The organism is Streptomyces sp. NPDC002232, assembly GCF_042890295.1.
Lineage (GTDB): Bacteria > Actinomycetota > Actinomycetes > Streptomycetales > Streptomycetaceae > Streptomyces.
In genome coordinates, this window is sequence record NZ_JBIARV010000006.1 from 380766 (window position 1) to 401544 (window position 20779).

The following is a 20779-nucleotide window of genomic DNA, read 5'->3' on the forward strand; positions in this document are numbered from 1 at the left end:
CCTAGCCGTCCATGCCGGCGAGGATCAGCGGCAGGCGGGCGACGCCGTCGGCCGTGACCTTCACCGGGACGCCCCAGTCCTGCTGGTGGACGTGGCAGGCCGGGTAATCGTTGGCCGGGTCGTCGTCGCAGGACGCGGCCATCGCCGAGACGTGCAGCACGCCCTCGGTCACGTCCGGGTTCAGGTCGAGCTCGCGGAAGAGATCGGTCCCGGTGCCGTCGCCGCCGAGCAGCAGCTCCGGCGGGGTCGAGGAGACGAGCAGACGGGTCGAGGGGCCGTACCGCTCGTCCAGCTTCTGCCCGGTCGGCGCCTGGAAGACGACGTCCAGCCGGAGCCGGCCGGGCGCGACGCCGGTGGCCTCGCGCTGCGTCCGGTAGGCCGCGGACTCGACCTGGACGGCCTCCTCGGGAAGCCGCAGCCGGGTCAGCCGGTGCCGGGCGGACTCGACGACGACGATGTCGCCGCCGACGAGGACCGCGTCGCTGGGCTCGCGCAGATCGGTGGCGAGCGTGGTGACCTCGCCGGTGGCGGGGTCGTAGCGGCGCAGGGCGTGGTTGTACGTGTCGGAGACGGCGACCGAGCCGTCGGGCAGGGCGGTCACGCCCAGCGGGTGCTGGAGCAGGGCCTGGCCGGCGGCGCCGTCGCGGTGGCCGAAGTCGAAGAGCCCGGTGCCGACGGCGGTGTGGACGACCCCGTCGGTGTCGATCCAGCGCACCGCGCTGGTCTCGGAGTCGGCGATCCACAGCCGGTCCTCGGTGGCGGCGAGCCCGGAGGGCTGCGCGAACCAGGCCTCGGCGGCGGGGCCGTCGACGAGCCCCTCGTTCGTGGTGCCGGCCGCGACCTCCACGGTCTCCGTCGCCGGGTCGTACGTCCACAGCTGGTGGACACCGGCCATGGCGATCCACACCTTGCCCTGCCACCAGGCCACGTCCCACGGCGACGACAGGTCGACGCCGAGCGCGGGGCCGGAGGTCGGCGACCCCTGCCACCACTGCTTCCCGGTGCCGGCGACGAGCTCGATCGCGCCCGTCTCCGGGTCGTACGTGCGCAGCGCGTGGTTCACGGTGTCGGCGACGACGACCTTCCCGCCGGGCAGGAGCGCGAGGCCCTGCGGCTCGCGGAAGACCCCCTCGCCGATCCGCCGGACGACGGTCTCCCCGTCCTCGGCGAGCTCGACGAGCTGGTGCCGGGTGGTGTCGGAGACGAGGAAGCGGCCGCTGTCGAGCAGGACGGCCTTCCCGGGGAAGCGCAGATCGGTCGCGACGGGCTCGGGCGCCACGTAGGGCCCGTCCCCGCGCCGCAGCGTCCCCTTGGCCTCGTGCTCGGCCTCCAGCTCCTCGACGAGGGTCCGGATCGCGTTGGCGTGCCCCTCACCGGCGTGCTGGGCGACGACGTACCCCTCGGGGTCGATGACGACGAGCGTCGGCCACGCCCGCACGGCGTACTGCTTCCAGGTCGCGAGCTCCGGGTCGTCGAGCACGGGGTGGTGCACCTCGTACCGCTCGACGGCGTCGACGACGGCCTGGTGCTCGGCCTCGTGCACGAACTTCGGCGAGTGCACCCCGACGATCACGAGCGTGTCCCGGTGCTTCTCCTCCAGGTCCCGGAGCTCGTCGAGGACGTGCAGGCAGTTGATGCAGCAAAACGTCCAAAAATCCAAGATCAATACGCGACCTCGGAAATCAGCCAGTTTCAGATCCTTGCCACCCGTGTTCAGCCAGCCGCCCTTGCCGATCAGCTCGGGGGCACGGACACGGGCACGTCGGGGCACGGGCGCGGGGGTGGGCGCCGGGGCGTCATCGTTCATGCTTCAAGCTTGCCATCCGCCGCCACCCGCCCGCCGACCCGTTCACCCGTTGTCCCGGGTGAGAAGGGCGGTGGGGCGGGCAGGGATGGGGGCGTGAAATATCTCGTGCGGGACAAGATCTTCGCGATCGGTGACGACTACTGGATCGAGGACGAGCAGGGGCGGCACGCCTTTCTCGTCGACGGGAAGGCGCTGCGGCTGCGCGACACCCTGGAGCTGAAGGACCCCGACGGGCACGTCCTCGTCACGCTGCGGCAGAAGATGTTCAGCCTGCGGGACACGATGACCATCGAGCAGGACGAGCGGCCCCTCGCGACCGTCCGCCGCAAGCGGCTCTCCCTGCTCCGCAACCACTACCGGGTGACGCTCGTCGACGGCACCGAGCTGGACGTCAGCGGACGGATCCTGGACCGGGAGTTCACCGTCGAGTACGACGGGGAGCTCCTGGCGCACATCTCCCGGCAGTGGTTCCACGTCCGTGAGACGTACGCGGTGAACGTGGTGCGCGAGGACGCGGACGCGGCGCTCCAGATCGCCGTCGCGGTGTGTGTCATCCGCATGGCCGAGCGGGAGCGGGAGGACTGACCCGGGGCAGCGGCGGCGGCGCGTGCCGCCGCCACGGCCGGGCCGGGTGGGGTGCCGCCCCGGGGCCGGTCAGGGTGTCTTCTCCAGGGCCTGCTCCAGGTCCGTCCACAGGTCCTCGACGTGTTCGATGCCGACCGAGAGCCGGACCGTGCCGGCGCCGATGCCGGCCGCCGCGAGCGCCGTCGCGTCCAGCTGGTGGTGGGAGGTGGACGCCGGGTGCATCACGAGCGTCTTCACGTCGCCGAGGGAGACGCTGAGGGAGGCGAGCCGTACGGCCTCGACGAAGGCGCGGCCCGCCTCCCTGCCACCCGCCAGGTCGAGCGAGATCACGCCGCCGCCCCCGTCGGGCAGCAGGCGTGCGGCGATCGCCCGGTCCGGGTGGCTCGCGAGGGAGGGGTGGCGCACGGCCTCGACCGCGGGGTGCGCTTCGAGCCGGGCGGCGAGTTCGGCGGCGCTCGCGCACTGGCGCTCGATGCGCAGCGACAGGGTCTGCATGCCGCGCAGGGTCAGCCAGGCGGCGAACGGGTCGGTGGAGGCGCCCTGTTCGACGGAGTGGCGGCGGACCCGGCCGAACAGTTCGCGGTCCTTGAAGACGGCGACGCCGCCGAGGACGTCCGCGTGCCCGGCGAGGTACTTGGTGGCGGAGTGGACGACGATGTCGGCGCCGTGGTCGAGGGGCCGGCAGAGCAGCGGGGAGGCGAAGGTGTTGTCGACGGCGACGGGGATCCCGGCCTCGGCGGCGACGGCGGCGAGCGCGGGGACGTCGGCGACGCGGGTCGTCGGGTTGGCGATGGTCTCCAGGTAGAGGAGCCGGGTCTCGGGCCGCAGGGCCGCCCGCACCTCCTCCGGGTCGTTGCCGGAGACGTACGTGACGTCCACGCCCCAGCGGGCGGCGAGGTCGCCGAGGACCGCGTACGTGCCGCCGTACAGGCAGGTCTGGGCGACGACGTGGTCGCCGCTGCCGAGGAGTCCGAGCAGGACGGCGTTGATCGCGCCCATGCCGGAGGCGTAGGAGAGGGCGGCGGCGCCGCCCTCCAGGCGGGCGACGGCGTCCTCCAGGGTGCGGACCGTGGGGTTGCCGAGGCGGGCGTACAGGAAGGCGTCGGGCGAGGTGAAGCCCTCGGCGAGGGCGTCGGCCGAGTCGAAGGCGAAGACGTGCCCCTGGTGGAGGGGGACGCCGAGGGGCCTGCTGCCGGTGATCTCGACGTGAGGGGGGTGGACGGCGAGGGTCTCGGGACGCGGGAGGCCGTGCACGGACCCGGCGCGCGGGGAGTCGGTCATGGATGCAGTCTCGGGAACGGCCGTTTGCCTTCCCAGGTCCAATCCCGGCAGATTGGTTCGGCGATGGAACCAATCGAAGCGTCCGCGTCCCTTCCCGCCGCCGACGACCTGGTCGCCCGCCTCGGCCGCTGGTCCGCCGGGCGGGGTCCGCTGTACCTGCTGCTCGCCTCGCGGCTGCGCCGGCTGATCGACGAGGGCGCGCTGCCGCCGGGTGCGCTCCTGCCGCCGGACCGGCGGCTCGCGGCGGCGCTGGCCGTGGGGCGTACGACGGTGGTCGCGGCGTACGACACGCTCCGGCAGGAGGGGCGGGTGGTGCGGCGCCAGGGCAGCGGGACCCGGGTGGCGGCGTCCGCGCTGCCGCTGGACGCGCCCCGGGTGAAGGAGACCTCGAACCCGCTCTTCCTGCACCTCCTGGAGGCGCCGGACGACGTGATCCTGCTGAGTTGCGCGGCCCCGGACCGGCCGCCGGCCGAGCTGGCGGAGGCGTACCGCTCGCTCGCGCTGCCCGACGGGGACCTCGGCTACCACCCGGCGGGGATCGGGGCGCTGCGGGCGGCGGTCGCGGCCCGGTACGCGGCACGGGGCGTGCCGACCGGGCCGGAGCAGATCCTGGTCACCACCGGGGCCCAGCAGGCGCTCGCGCTGCTCGCGCGGCTGCTGCTCGCGCCCGGTGACGGGGTGCTCGTGGAGGCGCCGACGTATCCGGGGGCGCTGGACCTGTTCCGGGAGGCGGCGGCCGTGCCGCTGCCGGTGGCGGTGGGGCCGGACGGGGTGGACGTGGCGGAGGCGGTGCGGGTGATGGAGCGTCACCGTCCGGCGCTGGCGTATGTGATCGGACGGTTCCAGAATCCGACGGGCGCGGTGCTGCCGCCGCTCGCCGGGCGCCGGCTGGTCGAGGCGGCGAACGCGCTGGGGGTCCCGCTCGTGGACGACGAGGTCCTCGCCGACCTCGGGTTCGACGCGGACGCCGACGGGCCGCCGCTGTCCTCGTACGGGGAGGTCGTGGGCGTCGGGTCGCTGAGCAAGGCGGTGTGGGGCGGGCTGCGGATCGGCTGGGTGCGTGGACCGGCGCCGCTGGTCGCCCGCCTGGCCCGGCTGAAGGCGCTGCACGACCTGGGCAGTGACGTGCCGTCCCAGCTGGTGGCGGTCCGGCTGCTGGACTCCTACACGCCGGTCCTGTCGGCCCGGCTGCGGGCGGCCCGTGCGGGGCACGACCATCTGCGGGGGGAGTTGGCGCGGCTGCTGCCGTCGTGGTCGTGTCCGCCGGCGGCGGGAGGGCAGACACTGTGGGTGCGGCTGCCGCACGGCGACGGGGTGTCCTTCGCGCAGCTGGCGCTGCGTCATGGGGTGGCCGTGCTGCCGGGGGCGACGACCGACGCGCTCGGCGGGAGCGTCCGCCGGCTGCGGCTGCACTTCCTGGCGGCTCCGGAGGTGCTGACGGAGGCGGTACGGAGGCTGGCGGCGGCGTGGGCGGAGTACGACGGGGGGAGGGAGAGCGGCGGGGAGCCGGGGCACCGGGCGTCGCACCGGGACCAGGGGCCCGACAGCGACCAGGCGCCCGAGCATCACCCGGTGTCCGGGTACGGTCGGTCCCCGGGATCGCGGATCGGGGCGGGGCGGTCGTTCCTCCGGGGAATCACCGTCTGACCGTGCGCCCCGCCCGGGTCGCCGGGGGCACGACAGGGCGTCCGGCCTCGGGGACGGGATCGAGGACGGCGCGAAGAAGCCGGGCAGCGCCGCCTCGGGGACGGGATCGAGGACGGCGCGAAGAAGCCGGGCAGCGCGCTGAACCCCCTTCGACCGATCAGGAGTTGGAGAGACATGCACAGCCACGTCACACCGTTCGACCTCCGGGCGTGGAAGGAGGGGAACCGGCACGACTTCCGGGCCGGCTGGCAGGGGGTCTCGCCGGAGTTCGGCGCGATCACGCTGACCTGTCCCCTCCCCCGTACGTCTCCCGAGTCGCTCGTCTCGGAGGCGCGCGGCGAGCGGCTCCCGACCGCCTCCTTCGAGGCGCGCGGGCCGCACGTCGAGGGGATGAGGCTGCCCGGCCTCAACCGGTCGACCCTGCGGGTCGGCGACCGGATGGTGTACGTGACGCGGAACCGTTTCGGCGCCACGCTGGAGCAGCGCGCCCTGGAGATGCGGTACGCGGGGGACCACTACCGGCTCGCGGCCCTCGACCAGCGCGGCTATGTCCTGAGCCGCGCGGCGGACGACGAGGACCCCGGTGTGCGGATCACGGTCCGCGAGGACGGGCGCGGGAAGAACCGGAGGCTCTCGGTGCACGTCGGCGGGCGGGCCGAGGGCGGGGACCTGTCCCTCGCCCTGATCTTCGCGGGCGTCGACCGCTCGACCCTGACGCGGCTCGGCGCGGTGCGGGCCGGGGTCTCCCGCGTGACCCACTTCTGGACCGAGTCCCAGTACTGACCGGCAGAGCCGGTCCTGACCGGCAGACCCGGTCCTGACCGGCTGACCCAGTACTGGCCGACCCGGTCCTGGCCGGCTGACCCGGTCGCGGAGGCGGCGGCCGGTGTCGATCCGGCCGCGAGCCCGGGCTGGTCGACGCACACCCCCTGGGCCCGGGCGCCGTCCTGTCGGCGCCCGGGCCCAGGGGGCCCGGGCGGGCGGCGTCAGTCAGCCGCGCCGGGCCGCCGGTGGTGCGATGCCCAGGACCCGGTCCTTCAGCGCGGGGAACTGCTCCCGGGTCGTGCGGACCTTCTCCGGGTCGAGGACGACCCGCAGGACCTCCTCGCCGGGGCCGGCCTCCGCGAGGGTCTCGCCCCAGGGGTCGACGACGATCGAGTGCCCGGCCTGCTCCACGCCCGCGTGCGTACCGGCGGTGCCGCAGGCCAGGACGTACGCCTGGTTCTCGACGGCCCGGGCCCGGGCGAGGAGGGTCCAGTGCGCGCGGCGCAGGGCGGGCCAGCCGGCCGGGAGGACGAAGGCCTGGGCCCCGGCGTCGACGAGCCCGCGGAAGAGCTCGGGGAAGCGGAGGTCGTAGCAGGTGCCGACGCCGACGGTGAGGTGCGGCAGGTCGACGGTGACGAGGTCCTCGCCGGCGGCCATCATCACGGCCTCGCCCTTGTCGAAGCCGAAGCGGTGGATCTTCCGGTACGAGGCGGCGAGTTCGCCGTCGGGGGAGAGGACCAGCGAGGTGTTGTAGAGGGCGCCGCCCTCCGCCTCGACGAAGGAGCCGGCGTGCAGCCACACCCCGGCGTCGCGGGCCGCGGCCGCCATCACCCGGTGGGTGGGGCCGTTCAGCGGCTCGGACTCGGCGGCGAAGAGGTCGGACGCGAAGGCGCCGACGGTCCACAGTTCCGGCAGGACGACGAGGTCGGCGTGGCCGGATTCCTCCCGTACGAGGCGCGCCGCGCGGGCGCGTCGGGCGTCGACCGGTTCGTCCGGGTCTACCGCGATCTGGATCAGCGAGGCGCGCACACTACCACCGTCCTGGCATTCGAGCCGTCTACACCGGCCTACGATCGTCACACGAAAGCACTGCCGGGGTGCCTTCGGGCAGCGTAACTTAGCGTCCGAGCCTCCCACCCAGTCGTGTTTTGAGCCCGCGCACCGAAGAACCGCCGAGGGGTCCCGTGACCGTCCATCCCAGCCTCCAGAACTACGCCGACGCCTGGACCCACTCCATCGAAGCGATAGCCGAGCTGGTGCAGCCGCTCGTGGAGGGCGAGTGGAACCGGCCGACACCGTGCGTCGGCTGGTCGGTGCGGGACATCGTCTCCCATGTGATCGGCATGGAGACCGAGATGCTCGGGGATCCTCGGCCGATCCACTCCCTGCCCCGCGATCTGTACCACGTGCGCAGTGACTTCGCGCGCTACATGGAGGTGCAGGTCGATGTGCGGCGGCACCACACCTCCCCGGAGATGACCTCGGAGCTGGAGTACATCCTGATCCGGCGGGCCCGTCAGCTGCGCAACGAGACCCGCCCTCCGGAGCGTCTGATCCGTGCTCCGCTGGGCGGCGAGCAGTCCCTGGAACTGGCCTACCGGGACCGCGCCTTCGACGTGTGGGTGCACGAGCAGGATCTGCGGGCGGCGCTGGGGGTGCCGGGGAACCTGGACTCGGCGGGCGCTCTGGTGACCCGGGACGTGCTCCTGGAGGCGCTGCCGGACGTGGTGGCGAAGGACGCCGGGGCGCCCGCGTCCTCGGCGGTCGTGCTGGACGTGACGGGTCCGGTGGAGTTCCTGCGGACGGTACGGGTCGACGCGGAGGGCCGGGGTTCGATCGACGGCGCGCCGTCGCTGGGGCCCGCCGTGACGCTGGCGACGGACTGGGAGACGTTCGTCCGCCTCGCCTGCGGCCGGGTCCGGCCGGCCGAGGTGGCCGACCGGGTGAAGACCGAGGGCGACGCGGATCTCGCCGCCGCGATCCTGGAGAACTTCGCGGTGACGCCCCGGTAGGTCGCGGCGGGGGCGTGACGCCCTCGTGGATCGCGGCGCCCGGCGTAGGCGTGACCCCGTCGGCCGTCAGACGGGTACGTGCACGGCCTCGACGCGGCTGGCGACGAGCCGTTCCCGTTCCCTGCGGTGGGTGCGGGCCTTGAGGCGCAGGATCTGCGCGAGTCCGAGGACCTCCAGGACGAAGACCGAGGAGAACGCGATCCGGTAGTTGTCACCGGTCGCGTCGAGCAGCACGCCGACGGCGAGCAGCGTCGTCATCGAGGCGACGAAGCCGCCCATGTTGACGATGCCGGAGGCGGTGCCCTGGCGCTCCGGCGGGTTGGCCGGGCGGGCGAAGTCGAAGCCGATCATCGAGGCCGGTCCGCAGGCGCCGAGGACCAGGCAGAGGGTGACGAGCAGCCACATCGGCGCGTGGTCGCCGGGGTAGGCGAGGGTGGTCCCCCACAGCAGGGCGGTGGCCGCGACCGTACCGAGGGCGAGCGGCGCGCGGGCGGTGTGGTGGCGGGCGATGATCTGCCCGTACGCGAGGCCGACGACCATGTTGGAGAGCACGACCAGCGTGAGCAGGGTCCCGGCGGTGGACCGGGAGAGGCCCTGCGCCTCGACGAGGTACGGCAGCCCCCAGAGCAGCAGGAAGACCATGGCCGGGAACTGGGTGGTGAAGTGCACCCAGAGGCCGAGCCGGGTGCCGGGCTCCCGCCAGGACTCGGCGATCTGGCGGCGGACGTAGGCGGCGCCCGCGTGCGGGGAGGGCTGCGGCGCGTACCCCTCGGGGTGGTCCTTGAGGAAGAACAGCAGCAGGACCAGGACGAGGACGCCGGCGAAGGAACTGCCGACGAAGGTGGCCGTCCAGCCGAAGCCGTGCAGCGCGCGGGCGATGAAGACGGTGGAGACGAGGTTGCCGGCCATGCCGATGAGTCCGGCGAGCTGGGCGATCAGCGGGCCGCGGCGGGCCGGGAACCAGCGGCTGCCGAGGCGCAGGACGCTGATGAAGGTCATGGCGTCGCCGCAGCCGAGGAGGGCGCGGGAGGCGAGCGCGGTGCCGTACGAGGGGGAGAGCGCGAAGCCGAGCTGGCCGATGGTGAAGAGGACGACGCCGAGGGTCAGGACCTTCTTGGTGCCGAGCCGGTCGACGAGGAGGCCGACGGGTATCTGCATGCCCGCGTAGACGAGGAGCTGGAGGATGGAGAAGGTGGAGAGGGCGGAGGCGTTGACGTCGAAGCGGTCGGCGGCGTCGAGTCCGGCGACGCCCAGGGACGTGCGGAAGATGACGGCGACGAAGTAGACGGCGACGCCGACGCCCCAGACGAGGGCGGCGCGGCGTCCGCCGGGCGGGTCTCCGGGGAGGGTGACGGCCGATCCGTAGGAGCTGTTCACCGCTCGTCACCCCGGACCAGGACCTTGACCCAGCTGAGGTGCTGGCGGACGCAGTGCGCGGCGCCCTCGGCGTCACCGGACTTGATGCGGTCGAGGATCTCGGCGTGCTCGGTGATGTTCTTGGCGATGCGGTCGGGCTGGGACTGCATCACGGCGACGCCCATGCGCAGTTGGCGGTCGCGGAGCTGGTCGTAGAGGCGGGCGAGGATCTGGTTGCCGGCGTGCTGGACGATCTCGGCGTGGAAGCAGCGGTCGGTGACGGCGACCTCGGCGAGGTCGCCGGCCTCCGCGCGCCGCTTCTGCTCCTCCAGGAGCTCTTCGAGGCGGGTGATCAGCGGGGCGGGCGCGGGCACGGCCCGGCGGACGGCGAACTCCTCGACGAGCAGCCGGGTCTCGACGACGTCGGCGATCTCCTGCGCGGAGACGGCGAGGACGAGGGCGCCCTTCTTCGGGTAGAGCTTGAGCAGCCCTTCCATCTCCAGCTTGAGCAGCGCCTCGCGGACGGGGGTCCTGGACACCCCGACGGCCTGGGCGAGCTCGCCCTCGGTGAGGAGGGTTCCGCCCTCGTACCGGCGGTCGAGTACGGCCTGCTTGACGTGCATGTAGACACGGTCGGCGGCGGGGGCCTGCTTGGTGGGCTGCGGGGCGGGGCCGGCTGGCGCTGATGGCATGCGCACAGCATAGATACAACAGAGGTGCAACAGGCAGCCGCGTCCGCATCCTGGACCGGGAGGCCGGGGGTAGGGCGGGGGGCCGGGGCGGGAGTGGGGATGGGGCGAGGTACGGGGGCGGGCGGCGGTGCCCACGGGAAGGCGCGGCGCCCGGAAAAGGAACATCCGGTGGCGGCTGATGCCGCCACCGGATGTTTCACGCGAAACGGGCGAACCCGTCCGTCATGAAACGGGCGAACTCATCCGTCACGCCCAGGTGATGAGCCGCTTCGGGTTCTCCAGGATCGCGGCGACGTCCGCCAGGAACTTGGAGCCGAGCTCGCCGTCGACCAGGCGGTGGTCGAAGGAGAGGGCCAGCGTGGTGACCTGGCGCGGCTTCACCTTGCCCTTGTGGACCCAGGGCTGGAGCTTGATCGCGCCGACCGCGAGGATCGCGGACTCGCCCGGGTTCAGGATCGGCGTACCGGTGTCGACGCCGAAGACGCCCACGTTGGTGATGGTGAAGGTGCCGCCCTGCATCGCCGCCGGGGTCGTCCTGCCCTCGCGGGCGGTGGCGACGAGCTCGCTCAGGGACTTCGAGAGCTCGGGCAGGGTCTGGGCGTGCGCGTCCTTGATGTTCGGCACGATCAGACCGCGCGGGGTGGCCGCGGCGATGCCCAGGTTCACGTAGTGCTTGAGGACGATCTCCTGCGCCGCCTCGTCCCAGGCCGCGTTGATGTCCGGGTTGCGCCGGGCCGCGACCAGCACGGCCTTGGCGATGATGAGGAGCGGGTTGACCCGCAGGCCCGCCATGTCCTTGTCGGACTTGAGCTCCTCGACCAGCTTCATCGTGCGCGTGATGTCGAAGGTCACGAACTCGGTGACGTGCGGGGCCGTGAAGGCCGAGCCGACCATCGCCGCCGCCGTGGCCTTGCGCACGCCCTTGATGGGCACCCGGGTCTCCCGGGCCTCCGACGCCACCGCCGTCGTCGCGGCGGGCGCCGCGACCGGGGCCGGAGCGGCTGCGGGCACCGGGGCCTCGACGGCCGGGGCGGGCGCCGGAGCGGCCGCCGCGTGGACGTCCTCGCGGGTGATGATCCCGTCCGGGCCGGTCGGGGTGACCGACGCCAGGTCGACGCCGAGGTCCTTGGCGAGCTTGCGGACCGGCGGCTTGGCCAGCGGGCGGGCAGCGGCCGACGCGTGGCCGTTCAGCTGCTCGGGCACGATCACCGGTGCGGCGGCGGGCGCCGGCACCGTCGTCGCCGCGGCGGCCGTCGGCGCCTTGCGGGCGCGCCGCTTGGTGGAGCTGGCGGCCACGCCGTAGCCGACGAGGACCGGCTGGCGGCCCTCCGGCGCGGGCTCGGCGGCCGGCGCCGGGGCGGGCTCCGGGACCGCGACGGCGGCGGGGGCCGCCGGCGCCTCGGGGGCGGCGCCGCCGCCCACGTTCACGGAGATGATGACCTGGCCGACGTCGACCGTGGTGCCCTCGGGGAACAGCAGCTCGTGGACCGTCCCGTCGAACGGGATCGGCAGCTCCACGGCCGCCTTCGCCGTCTCGACCTCGCAGACGACCTGCCCGTCGGTGACGGTGTCACCGGGCTGGACGTACCACTTGAGGATCTCGGCCTCGGTCAGGCCCTCGCCCACGTCGGGCATCTTGAATTCGCGGATCGTCACGGTGCTCTCCTCAGTACGCCAGCGAGCGGTCGACGGCGTCGAGCACGCGGTCCAGGCCCGGCAGGTACTCCTCCTCCAGGCGCGCCGGCGGGTACGGCGCGTGGTAGCCGCCGACCCGCAGGACGGGGGCCTCCAGGTGGTAGAAGCAGCGCTCGGTGATCCGGGCGGCGATCTCCGCGCCGGAGCCGAAGAACACCGGCGCCTCGTGGACGACCACCAGGCGGCGGGTCTTCTCGACCGAGGCCTGGACGGTGTCGAAGTCGAGCGGCGAGATCGAGCGCAGGTCGACGACCTCGACCGACTTGCCCTCCTCGGCCGCGGCGGCGGCCGCCTCCAGGCAGGTCTTCACCATCGGGCCGTACGCGACGAGGGTGAGGTCCGTGCCCTCGCGGGCGACGCGCGCCCGGTGCAGCTCGCCGGGGATGGCCTCGGTGTCGACCTCGCCCTTGTCCCAGTAGCGGCGCTTGGGCTCGAAGAAGATGACCGGGTCGTCGCTCTGGATCGCCTGCTGGAGCATCCAGTAGGCGTCGGAGGGGTTCGCCGGGGTGACGACCTTGAGGCCGGCGACGTGCGCGAAGAGCGACTCGGGGGACTCCGAGTGGTGCTCGACGGCGCCGATGCCGCCGCCGTACGGGATGCGGATGACGATCGGCATCTTCACCGTGCCGAGCGAACGGGCCCGCATCTTCGCCAGCTGGGAGACGATCTGGTCGTACGCCGGGAAGACGAAGCCGTCGAACTGGATCTCCACGACCGGCCGGTAGCCGCGCAGCGCGAGACCGATCGCGGTGCCGACGATGCCGGACTCCGCGAGCGGGGTGTCGATGACCCGGTCCTCGCCGAAGTCCTTCTGAAGGCCGTCGGTGATCCGGAAGACACCGCCGAGCTTGCCGACGTCGAGGCCCATGATGAGGACCTTGGGGTCGGTCTCCAGGGCCTTGCGCAGCGACTCGTTGAGCGCCTTCGCGAGGGGAAGCTTCTGAACAGCCATGGTTACTCGGCCTCTCCGCCCTCGAAGGACGCCTGGTAGGCGGCGAACTGCGCGCGCTCCTCGTCGACGAGCGCGTGGCCGTCCGCGTACACGTTGTCGAAGATCGCCATGTGCTCCGGGACGGGCATGGCGCGGACGACCTCGCGGACGTGCTTGCCCAGCGTCTCGCTCTCCGTCTCCAGCTCCTCGAAGAAGGCGGCGTCGGCGTGGCCCTCGCGCTCCATGTACGCCTTGAGGCGCAGGATCGGGTCCTTGGCCTCCCACTCCTCGCGCTCCGCGTCGCGGCGGTAGCGGGTCGGGTCGTCGGAGGTGGTGTGCGCGGCCATGCGGTAGGTGTACGCCTCGATGAGCGTCGGGCCCTCGCCGCGGCGGGCGCGCTCCAGCGCCGAACGGGTCACGGCCAGGCACGCCAGGACGTCGTTGCCGTCGACGCGCACGCCGGGGAAGCCGAAGCCGCGGGCGCGCTGGTAGAGCGGGACGCGGGTCTGCTTCTCGATGGGCTCGGAGATCGCCCACTGGTTGTTCTGACAGAAGAAGACGACCGGGGCGTTGTAGACCGCGGAGAAGACGAACGACTCGTTGACGTCACCCTGGCTGGAGGCGCCGTCGCCGAAGTAGGCGATCACGGCGGAGTCCGCGCCGTCCTTGGTGATGCCCATGGCGTAGCCGGTGGCGTGCAGGGTCTGCGAGCCGAGGACGATCGTGTACAGGTGGAAGTTGTTGGTGCTGGGGTCCCAGCCACCGTTGTTCACGCCGCGGAACATGCCGAGGAGGTTGGTGGGGTCGACCCCGCGGCACCAGGCGACGGCGTGCTCGCGGTAGGTGGGGAAGACGTAGTCGTCGTCCCGGAGGGCGCGGCCGGAGCCGATCTGGGCGGCCTCCTGGCCCAGCAGCGAGGCCCACAGGCCGAGTTCGCCCTGCCGTTGCAGGGCGGTGGCCTCGGCGTCGAAGCGGCGGCTGAGGACCATGTCGCGGTAGAGCCCGCGCAGTTCCTCGGCGCTCAGGTCGATGTCGTAGTCGGGGTGCTGGACGCGCTCCCCTTCGGGCGTCAACAGCTGGACGAGCTCGGGCTCCGAGGCCGTGGCGGGCTTCGCCGTCGCCTTCTTGGTGGTGCTCGTGCTCGCGCTTGCGGTGCGCTTGGTGCCGCTGCTGCGTCGCGTCGTCTTGCGCGCGGCAGTGCTCTCCACGGTCACGTGCGTGCTCCTCCGTCGGTCCGGCCCCCGGGTTCGCCGGTGAGGCCAGTGCGGCTCCGCCTTGTCCGTACCTTCGCACGGGGTGGGTGCGACGCGGCCGGAGTCGGGCGTGACAGGTGCCCCGGCGAACGCCGTCATAGGCACGTTACCCATTACGCGGCATTCCCGCGAAACCCCACTTGACCTGCGATTTTGCTTGGATTTCCAAGTAAATCGAGAAATGGGGGAAGCGCCGCTGGTCAGCGCATGGACAACGACCCGACGCCGTCGTCGGAACACCCGGCACGTTATCCCGCGCACCCCGGGCGCCGGAAGACCCAATATGTGAGACTGGCTGCGTGCGCGAAGAAGGAAAAATCCGGGTATTTCTGCTGGACGACCATGAAGTCGTCCGGCGCGGCGTCCACGAGCTGCTCTCCGTGGAGGACGACATCGAGGTGGTCGGCGAGGCCGGCACGGCCGCGGACGCGCTGGTCAGGATCCCCGCGACCCGCCCCGACGTCGCGGTGCTCGACGTCCGGCTGCCCGACGGCAGCGGAGTGGAGGTGTGCCGGGAGATCCGCTCGCAGGACGACGCCGTCAAGTGCCTGATGCTGACCTCGTACGCGGACGACGAGGCGCTCTTCGACGCGATCATGGCCGGGGCCTCGGGTTACGTCCTCAAGGCGATCCGGGGCAACGAGCTCCTGAACGCCGTGCGGGACGTGGCGGCCGGCAAGTCCCTGCTCGACCCGGTGGCCACCGCCCGGGTCCTGGAGCGGCTGCGCGACGGCAACAACCCGAAGGGCGACGACAAGCTCGCCAACCTGACCGAGCAGGAGCGCAAGATCCTGGACCTGATCGGCGAGGGCCTGACCAACCGGGTCATCGGCGAGCGGCTCCACCTGGCGGAGAAGACGATCAAGAACTACGTCTCCAGCCTGCTGTCGAAGCTGGGCATGGAGCGGCGCTCGCAGGCCGCGGCGTACGTGGCGCGGCTCCAGGCCGAGCGTCACTGACGGCGCCCGTGCGAGCGTGACCGACGGCCCGCACGAGCGTCACTGACGGCCCGCACCGGCGTCACCGACGGCCCGCGCGAGCCTCACCGACGGCCCGCACGAAGGGAGGTCCCGCCTCACCGGTACGGTCCGGGGCGGGGCCCGGGGCCGTGATTCGGGACCTACGTCCCCGTCGGACCGGGGCAGGGGCCCCTTTTCCGACACGGTGCCGGTGGCGGAGAGTGGAAGCCATGTCCTCCGACGAGATCCGCGCCATCGAGCTCCTCAGCCGCGTGTCGTACGGCCGGGTGGCGACGAGCATCCGGGCGATGCCGTTCGTCGTCCCCGCCCGCCACATCGTGGCCGACGGCCGCGTGCTGCTCCGGATGCACCGCGGCCTCGGCTATCACCGCGCCTGCAACGGCAGCGTCGTCGCGTACGGCGCGGACAACCTCGGCTCGGAGGCCGAGCACGTCTGGTCCGTGCAGTTCACGGGCACCGCGGAGATCGTCGAGCCCACGGACCGGGAGCGGGCCGCCTTCGGCCCCGAGCCCGTCCAGGTGGACGGCGAGCCCTTCACCCCGGTGTTCATGCGGATCGAGCCGCAGTTCGTGACGGTCCACGAGCTCGACTACAGCGGCCGGTCCGGCACCGGAACGCCCTCCGGGGAACGGGACCCCGGGAGCCCCCGCTCCGAGCGCCACCCGCCCGAGGGACACCCCTCCGGGGGACGTTCCCCGGAGCGACACCTCCACCACGCAGCGTGATCTAACATCTGCGGAGTGCCGCGCTCATCTGTATCGCTCGCTCCGCCCGTCGGCCCGCTCCTGCGCCGCTACAGCGACGTCGGCGAACCCCTCTCCTGCGTCCCCGTGACCGAGGGCCTGCTCAACCGCGGCTACCGGCTCTCCACCACGCGCGGCGCCTACTTCCTCAAGCAGCACCTCGACGCCCCCACCTCGGACCGGGCCACCATCACCCGCCAGCACCGGGCCACCCAGCGGCTCGCCGCCGTCGGCCTGCCCGTGGCTCCCCCGCTCCCCGACAGCCGGGGCCGCACGGTCGCCCAGGTCGGCGGCCACTGCTACGCCCTGCACCCCTGGGTCGACGGCCGGCACCGCGACGGCGCCCAGCTGTCCACCGGCTGCTCACGGCGGCTCGGCACCCTCCTCGGGCGCGTCCACACCTGCCTGGAGCAGGTCATGGAGTCCCCGCCGACGGGCGGCGACCACGGGAGCGCCCGCCCCGAGGACACCTTCCTGGCCATCGAGGAGCTGCTCCGCCTCGCCCGCGCGCACCGCCCGCGCGACAGCTTCGACGCGCTCGCCGAGCACCGCCTCAGGGAGCGGCGACGGCTGCTCGCGCAGCACGCCCACCACCGGCCGCCGCCCGCCTCCGCCGCCGGCTGGGTGCACGGCGACTTCCACCCGCTGAACCTGCTGTACCGGGGCGCGGAGCCCGCCGCGATCGTCGACTGGGACCGGCTCGGGGTCCGCCCCAGGGCCGAGGAGGCGGTCAGGGCCGCCGCCATCTTCTTCGTACGGCCGGAGGGGGAGCTGGCCCTGGAGAAGGTCCGGGCGTACGCGCGCGCGTACCGGCGGGCGGCGGGCGCGGACGGCGCCGAGATGGCGGCGGCGGCCCACCGGGTGTGGTGGGAGCGGCTGAACGACTTCTGGACGCTGCGCTGGCGCTACCAGCTGCACGACCGGAGGGCCGACCCGCAGTTCCCCGCGGTGTCGGCCCTGGCGGTCTGGTGGACGCGCGAGCACGAGGCGGTCCGCGACGCCTTCGCGGGCTGACCGCGCCGGAGCGTGGGCGGGCGGCCCCGTCCTGAGGCGCGCGATCAGCGCGCCCACGGCTGCGGGACCGGACCCCCGGGCCATGCGATCAGGCGCCCGGGGCCTCGGTCAGCCCGTCTCCGTGCCCGTGCCCGGCGGGGTGGTGTCCGGGTTCGTGTTGCCGCCGGAGGAGTCGTCGGTCGGCTCGCCCGTCGGCTGCGTGGGCGGCTCGGTCGTCGGCTCGCCGGTCGGCTCCGTCGGCGTGCCCGTGGGATCCGTCGGCGGCGTGGTCGTCGGCTGGGTCGGCGGCTCGGTCGTCGGCGTGCGCGTGGACCAGGTCGGGTCGCTGGTCGGCGGCGGGGTCCACGGCTGCTCGGTCGAGCCGCCGGTCGAGGTGCCCGGGTCCTCGGTGGTCTCCGTGGAGGGCTCCTCGGAGGGGGTGGGCTCCTCGGAGGCCGTCGACGGCGAATTGGTGACGGTCTTCGGGGTGCCGCCCGGGGTGCCGCCCTTGTCGGCCTTGTCGAGGGCGAAGACGACTCCGGCGACGACCGCGATCACCGCGAGCGCGGCGAAGAGCACCACCTTGCCGCGTCTCCCGCCGCCGTTCGACGAGCCGTATCCGTCCTGGGCGTAGCCTCCGGTGCCGCCTGAGCCGCCGTCGTAGCCGACGTACCCGCCGTCGTCCGGGTTCATCGGCGGAAGGATCGGACCCTGCGCGGTCTCGCCGTGCATCGGGTGGCCCATCGCGGTCGTCGCGGCCATGCCGCCGCCCGGGGTGTGCCCGCCCTCGTGCATCGCGACCGGCCCCGTGTTCCACGTGCCGGTGTACCCGCCCTGCTGCTGGAGCATCGACAGGCCGTACTGGATCAGCCCGCGCATCTCCTCGGCGCTCTGGAACCGGTCGTCCGGGTCCTTCGCGAGCGAGCGCATCACCAGGCCGTCGAGCTCCGGCGGCACGGACCCGGTCACCTCGGACGGCGGGACCGGCGCGTCCTGCACGTGCTGGTACACGACGGACAGCGGCGTCTCGCCGGTGAAGGGCGGCCGCAGCGCGAGGAGCTCGTAGAGCAGGCAGCCCGTCGCGTACAGGTCGGAGCGGTGGTCGACCGCCTTGCCGAGCGCCTGCTCGGGGGAGAGGTACTGCGGGGTGCCCATGACCATGCCGGTCTGGGTCATCGTCGACTGCGCGCCGTGCAGGGCGCGCGCGATGCCGAAGTCCATGACCTTCACCGCGCCGCTGTGGGTGATGATCACGTTCGCCGGCTTGATGTCGCGGTGCACGATGCCGTGCTGGTGCGAGTAGGCCAGCGCCTCCAGGACCCCGGAGACGATGATGAGCGCCTGCTCGGGGCCGGGCGCCTCGGCGCTGAGCAGCAGGTCACGGATGGTGCGGCCCTCGACCAGCTCCATCACGATGTACGGCACGGGCCGGCCGGCCACGATGTCCTCGCCGGAGTCGTACACGGCGACGATGGCGTGGTGGTTGAGGCCCGCGACGGACTGCGCCTCGCGGGTGAAGCGTGCCTTGGAGACCGGGTCCTCGGCGAGGTCGGAGCGCAGCAGCTTGACGGCCACGGTGCGGCCGAGCCGCACGTCCTCGGCGGCGAAGACCTCCGCCATGCCGCCTCGGCCCAGGCGGTGCGTCAGGCGGTACCGGCCGTCACCGACGACCCCGCCCTCGCCCCAGGATTCCGCCGACGCGTCCGGCACACCGCCACCTGCTCCGGATTCGGGTGCCATCAGTCCTCGCCGTCGTCTGTCGTGCCGTGTCCAGTCGTCACGCTACAGGCTCCGTACGACACCACGGTCCGAGATGGACCGGCCATCCAATCCCCTCGACGTACACCTGTGCAAATTCGACGGCTTTCCTCCCGGAGCGCGGAAACGGTTCGGCGGAGGCGCCTGTGCGGAGGGTCACGGAACGGGTACCGAACCGGTGCGCGGCTTGACGTGTCACTGCCCTACGGCAGACTTGCGCCAGGAAATTCCGGATCGACGCCGCCACGTGCGCGTAGGGGGAAGCACAGATGAGCCAGGACGGCGCACAGGGCCGCTACGCGGGCGGTTCGGTCGCGGGCGGCCGGTACCAGCTGCGTGACCTTCTCGGCGAGGGCGGCATGGCGTCGGTGTACCTGGCGTACGACAGCGCCCTCGACCGGCAGGTCGCCATCAAGACGCTGCACACCGAGCTCGGCCGGGAGCAGTCCTTCCGCGAGCGGTTCCGGCGCGAGGCGCAGGCCGTCGCGAAGCTTTCGCACACGAACATCGTCTCGGTCTTCGACACCGGCGAGGACACCCTCGACGGCGCCGTCATGCCGTACATCGTCATGGAGTACGTGGAGGGGCAGCCGCTCGGCTCGGTCCTCGCCTCCGACGTGCGGCAGTACGGAGCGATGCCCGCCGACAAGGCGCTGAAGGTCACGGCCGACGTGCTCGCCGCGCTTGAGGTCAGCCACGAGATGGGCCTGGTCCACCGGGACATCAAGCCGGGCAACGTGATGACGACCAAGCGCGGCGTCGTCAAGGTCATGGACTTCGGCATCGCGCGGGCCATGCAGTCCGGTGTCACCTCGATGACGCAGACCGGCATGGTCGTCGGCACGCCGCAGTACCTCTCCCCCGAGCAGGCCCTCGGCCGCGCGGTGGACGCCCGCTCCGACCTGTACTCGGTCGGCATCATGCTCTTCCAGCTGCTGACGGGCCGTCTCCCCTTCGACGCCGACTCCCCGCTCGCCATCGCCTACGCGCACGTGCAGGAGGAGCCGGTCACCCCGTCCTCCGTCAACCGCTCGGTGACCCCGGCGATGGATGCGCTCGTCGCCCGCGCCCTGCGGAAGAACCCGAACGAGCGGTTCCCGAGCGCCGCGGCGATGCGCGACGAGTGCCTGCGGGTCCTCTCGGCCGGGCAGACCGGTGCGCCGGTGATCGTCCAGGGCGGTCCGGTCAGCAGCGGCGCGGGCGTCGGCTCGGCGGTCTTCCCGCCGATCGGCCAGACCCCTCCGCCGTCCCAGCACGGTGTGCAGCAGCCCTACCTGCCGCCGACGGCCCAGCCCGGCCCGTACGGCCCCGCGACGCCCGCGCCCGCCCCGTCGTACGGCTACCCGCAGCAGCCGCCGGCCTACCGGACCCCGGCCCCCGCGCCGTACGCGCCGACGCCCGCGCCCGCGCCGTACGCGTCGACCCAGGCGCCCGTCACGACGGGCGGCAGCGGCGGCGGCTCGGGCTCCGGCCGCAGCACGCGGGTGATCGTCGGCGCCGTCGCCGTCGCGCTGCTCGCGGTCGGCGGCCTGCTCGTCGCGCTCAACCTGAACGACAAGGGCGAGGACCCGCAGGCCGGCGGCACGGGTGGCACCCAGACGCAGCAGAGCGAGTCGGCGGCGCCCGGCCACAAGGGACCGGACCTGACCAAGACGATCGACCCGAAGAAGTGCACGCAGCCCTCGGAGTCGAACGACGACCCGGCGAAGTTCGAGGTCCCCAACTTCACCTACAAGAACATCCAGTCGGTGAAGGACTGCGTCCGCGCGGCCGGGTGGAAGATCATGACCCAGACCCCGGTGGACGAGTCCACGTACGGCGAGGGCACGGTCCTGGAGCAGTACCCGCCGGCCGGTGAGGACATCACGGACGAGGACGCCGAGTTCACCCTCAAGATCTCGACGGGCAACCCGCCGCAGTAGTCACGGGGACCGTCGCAGATCGCGACGGGCCACCCGGCGTAGGAGTGACGGGGACCGTCGCAGATCGCGACGGGCCACCCGGCGCAGGAGTGACACGGACCGCCGTAGATCGCGACGGGCCACCCGGCGCAGGAGTGACACGGACCGCCGTAGATCGCGACGGGCCACCCGCCGCGGTGGTCCCGAGGACCGCCGTACGCCCCCTGCCCCGTCCCGGATGCCGGAAGCACACCGGTATGTGACGCTGAGTCGAACACCTCGGCGGCTCGGTACGGGAGGGGGTCACCCGGTGACTCCAGCACTCCGCACGGCGCGCGCACGGGCCCTTCGCCCCGCGCTCACCTGCACGTTCACCTGCG

Annotated in this window: 16 protein-coding genes and 1 pseudogene; 8 read left to right on the forward strand and 9 right to left on the reverse strand. The window is 73.0% G+C overall.

What is annotated here, in order from left to right; all coding sequences use genetic code 11:
* Position 1: 1 nt before the first annotated feature.
* Positions 2-1807, reverse strand: coding sequence for an NHL domain-containing thioredoxin family protein (locus ACFYXU_RS29990; protein WP_389460847.1), 1806 nt, complete (start codon positions 1805-1807; stop codon positions 2-4).
* A 93-nt stretch (positions 1808-1900) separates the two neighbouring features.
* Here ACFYXU_RS29990 and ACFYXU_RS29995 point away from each other — a divergent pair, with 93 nt between their 5' ends.
* Positions 1901-2392, forward strand: coding sequence for an LURP-one-related/scramblase family protein (locus ACFYXU_RS29995; RefSeq protein WP_389460849.1), 492 nt, complete (start codon positions 1901-1903; stop codon positions 2390-2392).
* Between the two features lie 69 nt (positions 2393-2461).
* Here ACFYXU_RS29995 and ACFYXU_RS30000 read toward each other — a convergent pair whose 3' ends face one another.
* Entirely contained in the window at positions 2462-3673 is a 1212-nt protein-coding gene (locus tag ACFYXU_RS30000) for a trans-sulfuration enzyme family protein (protein WP_376508452.1), read from the reverse strand.
* 63 nt (positions 3674-3736) lie between these two features.
* Between ACFYXU_RS30000 and ACFYXU_RS30005 the strand changes: the two genes are divergently transcribed.
* Together ACFYXU_RS30005 and ACFYXU_RS30010 are read left to right on the forward strand one after the other, a co-directional pair.
* Positions 3737-5320, forward strand: a complete 1584-nt coding sequence (locus ACFYXU_RS30005) for a PLP-dependent aminotransferase family protein (RefSeq protein ID WP_389460852.1) — start codon at positions 3737-3739, stop codon at positions 5318-5320.
* 174 nt (positions 5321-5494) lie between these two features.
* The gene (locus ACFYXU_RS30010) at positions 5495-6103 is read left to right on the forward strand and encodes a hypothetical protein (protein ID WP_389407801.1); all 609 of its coding nucleotides are present in this window, start codon (positions 5495-5497) and stop codon (positions 6101-6103) included.
* A gap of 207 nt (positions 6104-6310) precedes the next feature.
* Here ACFYXU_RS30010 and ACFYXU_RS30015 read toward each other — a convergent pair whose 3' ends face one another.
* Entirely contained in the window at positions 6311-7114 is an 804-nt protein-coding gene (locus ACFYXU_RS30015) for a carbon-nitrogen family hydrolase (protein WP_361395648.1), read from the reverse strand.
* A gap of 155 nt (positions 7115-7269) precedes the next feature.
* Between ACFYXU_RS30015 and ACFYXU_RS30020 the strand changes: the two genes are divergently transcribed.
* Complete coding sequence (locus tag ACFYXU_RS30020; RefSeq protein ID WP_329854997.1) at positions 7270-8097, forward strand: maleylpyruvate isomerase family mycothiol-dependent enzyme; 828 nt, start codon at positions 7270-7272, stop codon at positions 8095-8097.
* 66 nt (positions 8098-8163) lie between these two features.
* Here ACFYXU_RS30020 and ACFYXU_RS30025 read toward each other — a convergent pair whose 3' ends face one another.
* The 5 genes from ACFYXU_RS30025 to pdhA all read right to left on the reverse strand — a co-directional run bounded on the left by ACFYXU_RS30025 (position 8164) and on the right by pdhA (position 13985).
* Positions 8164-9474: a nitrate/nitrite transporter gene (locus ACFYXU_RS30025; protein WP_389407802.1), complete on the reverse strand. Its 1311-nt coding sequence runs from the start codon at positions 9472-9474 to the stop codon at positions 8164-8166.
* Entirely contained in the window at positions 9471-10145 is a 675-nt protein-coding gene (locus ACFYXU_RS30030) for a GntR family transcriptional regulator (RefSeq protein WP_389407803.1), read from the reverse strand. Before ACFYXU_RS30030 ends, ACFYXU_RS30025 begins: the two co-directional genes overlap by 4 nt.
* Positions 10146-10391: 246 nt before the next feature.
* Complete coding sequence (locus ACFYXU_RS30035) at positions 10392-11801, reverse strand: dihydrolipoamide acetyltransferase family protein (RefSeq protein WP_389407804.1); 1410 nt, start codon at positions 11799-11801, stop codon at positions 10392-10394.
* 10 nt (positions 11802-11811) lie between these two features.
* Positions 11812-12792, reverse strand: coding sequence for an alpha-ketoacid dehydrogenase subunit beta (locus ACFYXU_RS30040; protein ID WP_329855001.1), 981 nt, complete (start codon positions 12790-12792; stop codon positions 11812-11814).
* Between the two features lie 2 nt (positions 12793-12794).
* Positions 12795-13985, reverse strand: coding sequence for a pyruvate dehydrogenase (acetyl-transferring) E1 component subunit alpha (pdhA, locus tag ACFYXU_RS30045; RefSeq protein ID WP_329855002.1), 1191 nt, complete (start codon positions 13983-13985; stop codon positions 12795-12797).
* A gap of 338 nt (positions 13986-14323) precedes the next feature.
* Here pdhA and ACFYXU_RS30050 point away from each other — a divergent pair, with 338 nt between their 5' ends.
* The 3 genes and pseudogenes from ACFYXU_RS30050 to ACFYXU_RS30060 all read left to right on the forward strand — a co-directional run bounded on the left by ACFYXU_RS30050 (position 14324) and on the right by ACFYXU_RS30060 (position 16761).
* Complete coding sequence (locus ACFYXU_RS30050) at positions 14324-14983, forward strand: response regulator transcription factor (protein WP_329855003.1); 660 nt, start codon at positions 14324-14326, stop codon at positions 14981-14983.
* Positions 14984-15213: 230 nt separating this feature from the next.
* Positions 15214-15601: pseudogene (locus ACFYXU_RS30055) on the forward strand (pyridoxamine 5'-phosphate oxidase family protein); the annotation flags it as partial.
* Positions 15602-15744: 143 nt separating this feature from the next.
* Positions 15745-16761, forward strand: coding sequence for a phosphotransferase (locus tag ACFYXU_RS30060; protein ID WP_361395668.1), 1017 nt, complete (start codon positions 15745-15747; stop codon positions 16759-16761).
* 108 nt (positions 16762-16869) lie between these two features.
* Here the strand turns inward: ACFYXU_RS30060 and ACFYXU_RS30065 are convergent, their stop codons facing one another.
* A complete protein-coding gene (locus tag ACFYXU_RS30065) occupies positions 16870-18480 on the reverse strand; it encodes a protein kinase (protein WP_329855006.1) in 1611 nt (536 codons plus the stop codon).
* A gap of 287 nt (positions 18481-18767) precedes the next feature.
* Here ACFYXU_RS30065 and ACFYXU_RS30070 point away from each other — a divergent pair, with 287 nt between their 5' ends.
* On the forward strand, positions 18768-20420 hold the full coding sequence (locus ACFYXU_RS30070) for a protein kinase (RefSeq protein WP_389460856.1): 1653 nt from the start codon (positions 18768-18770) through the stop codon (positions 20418-20420).
* Positions 20421-20779: the final 359 nt, after the last annotated feature.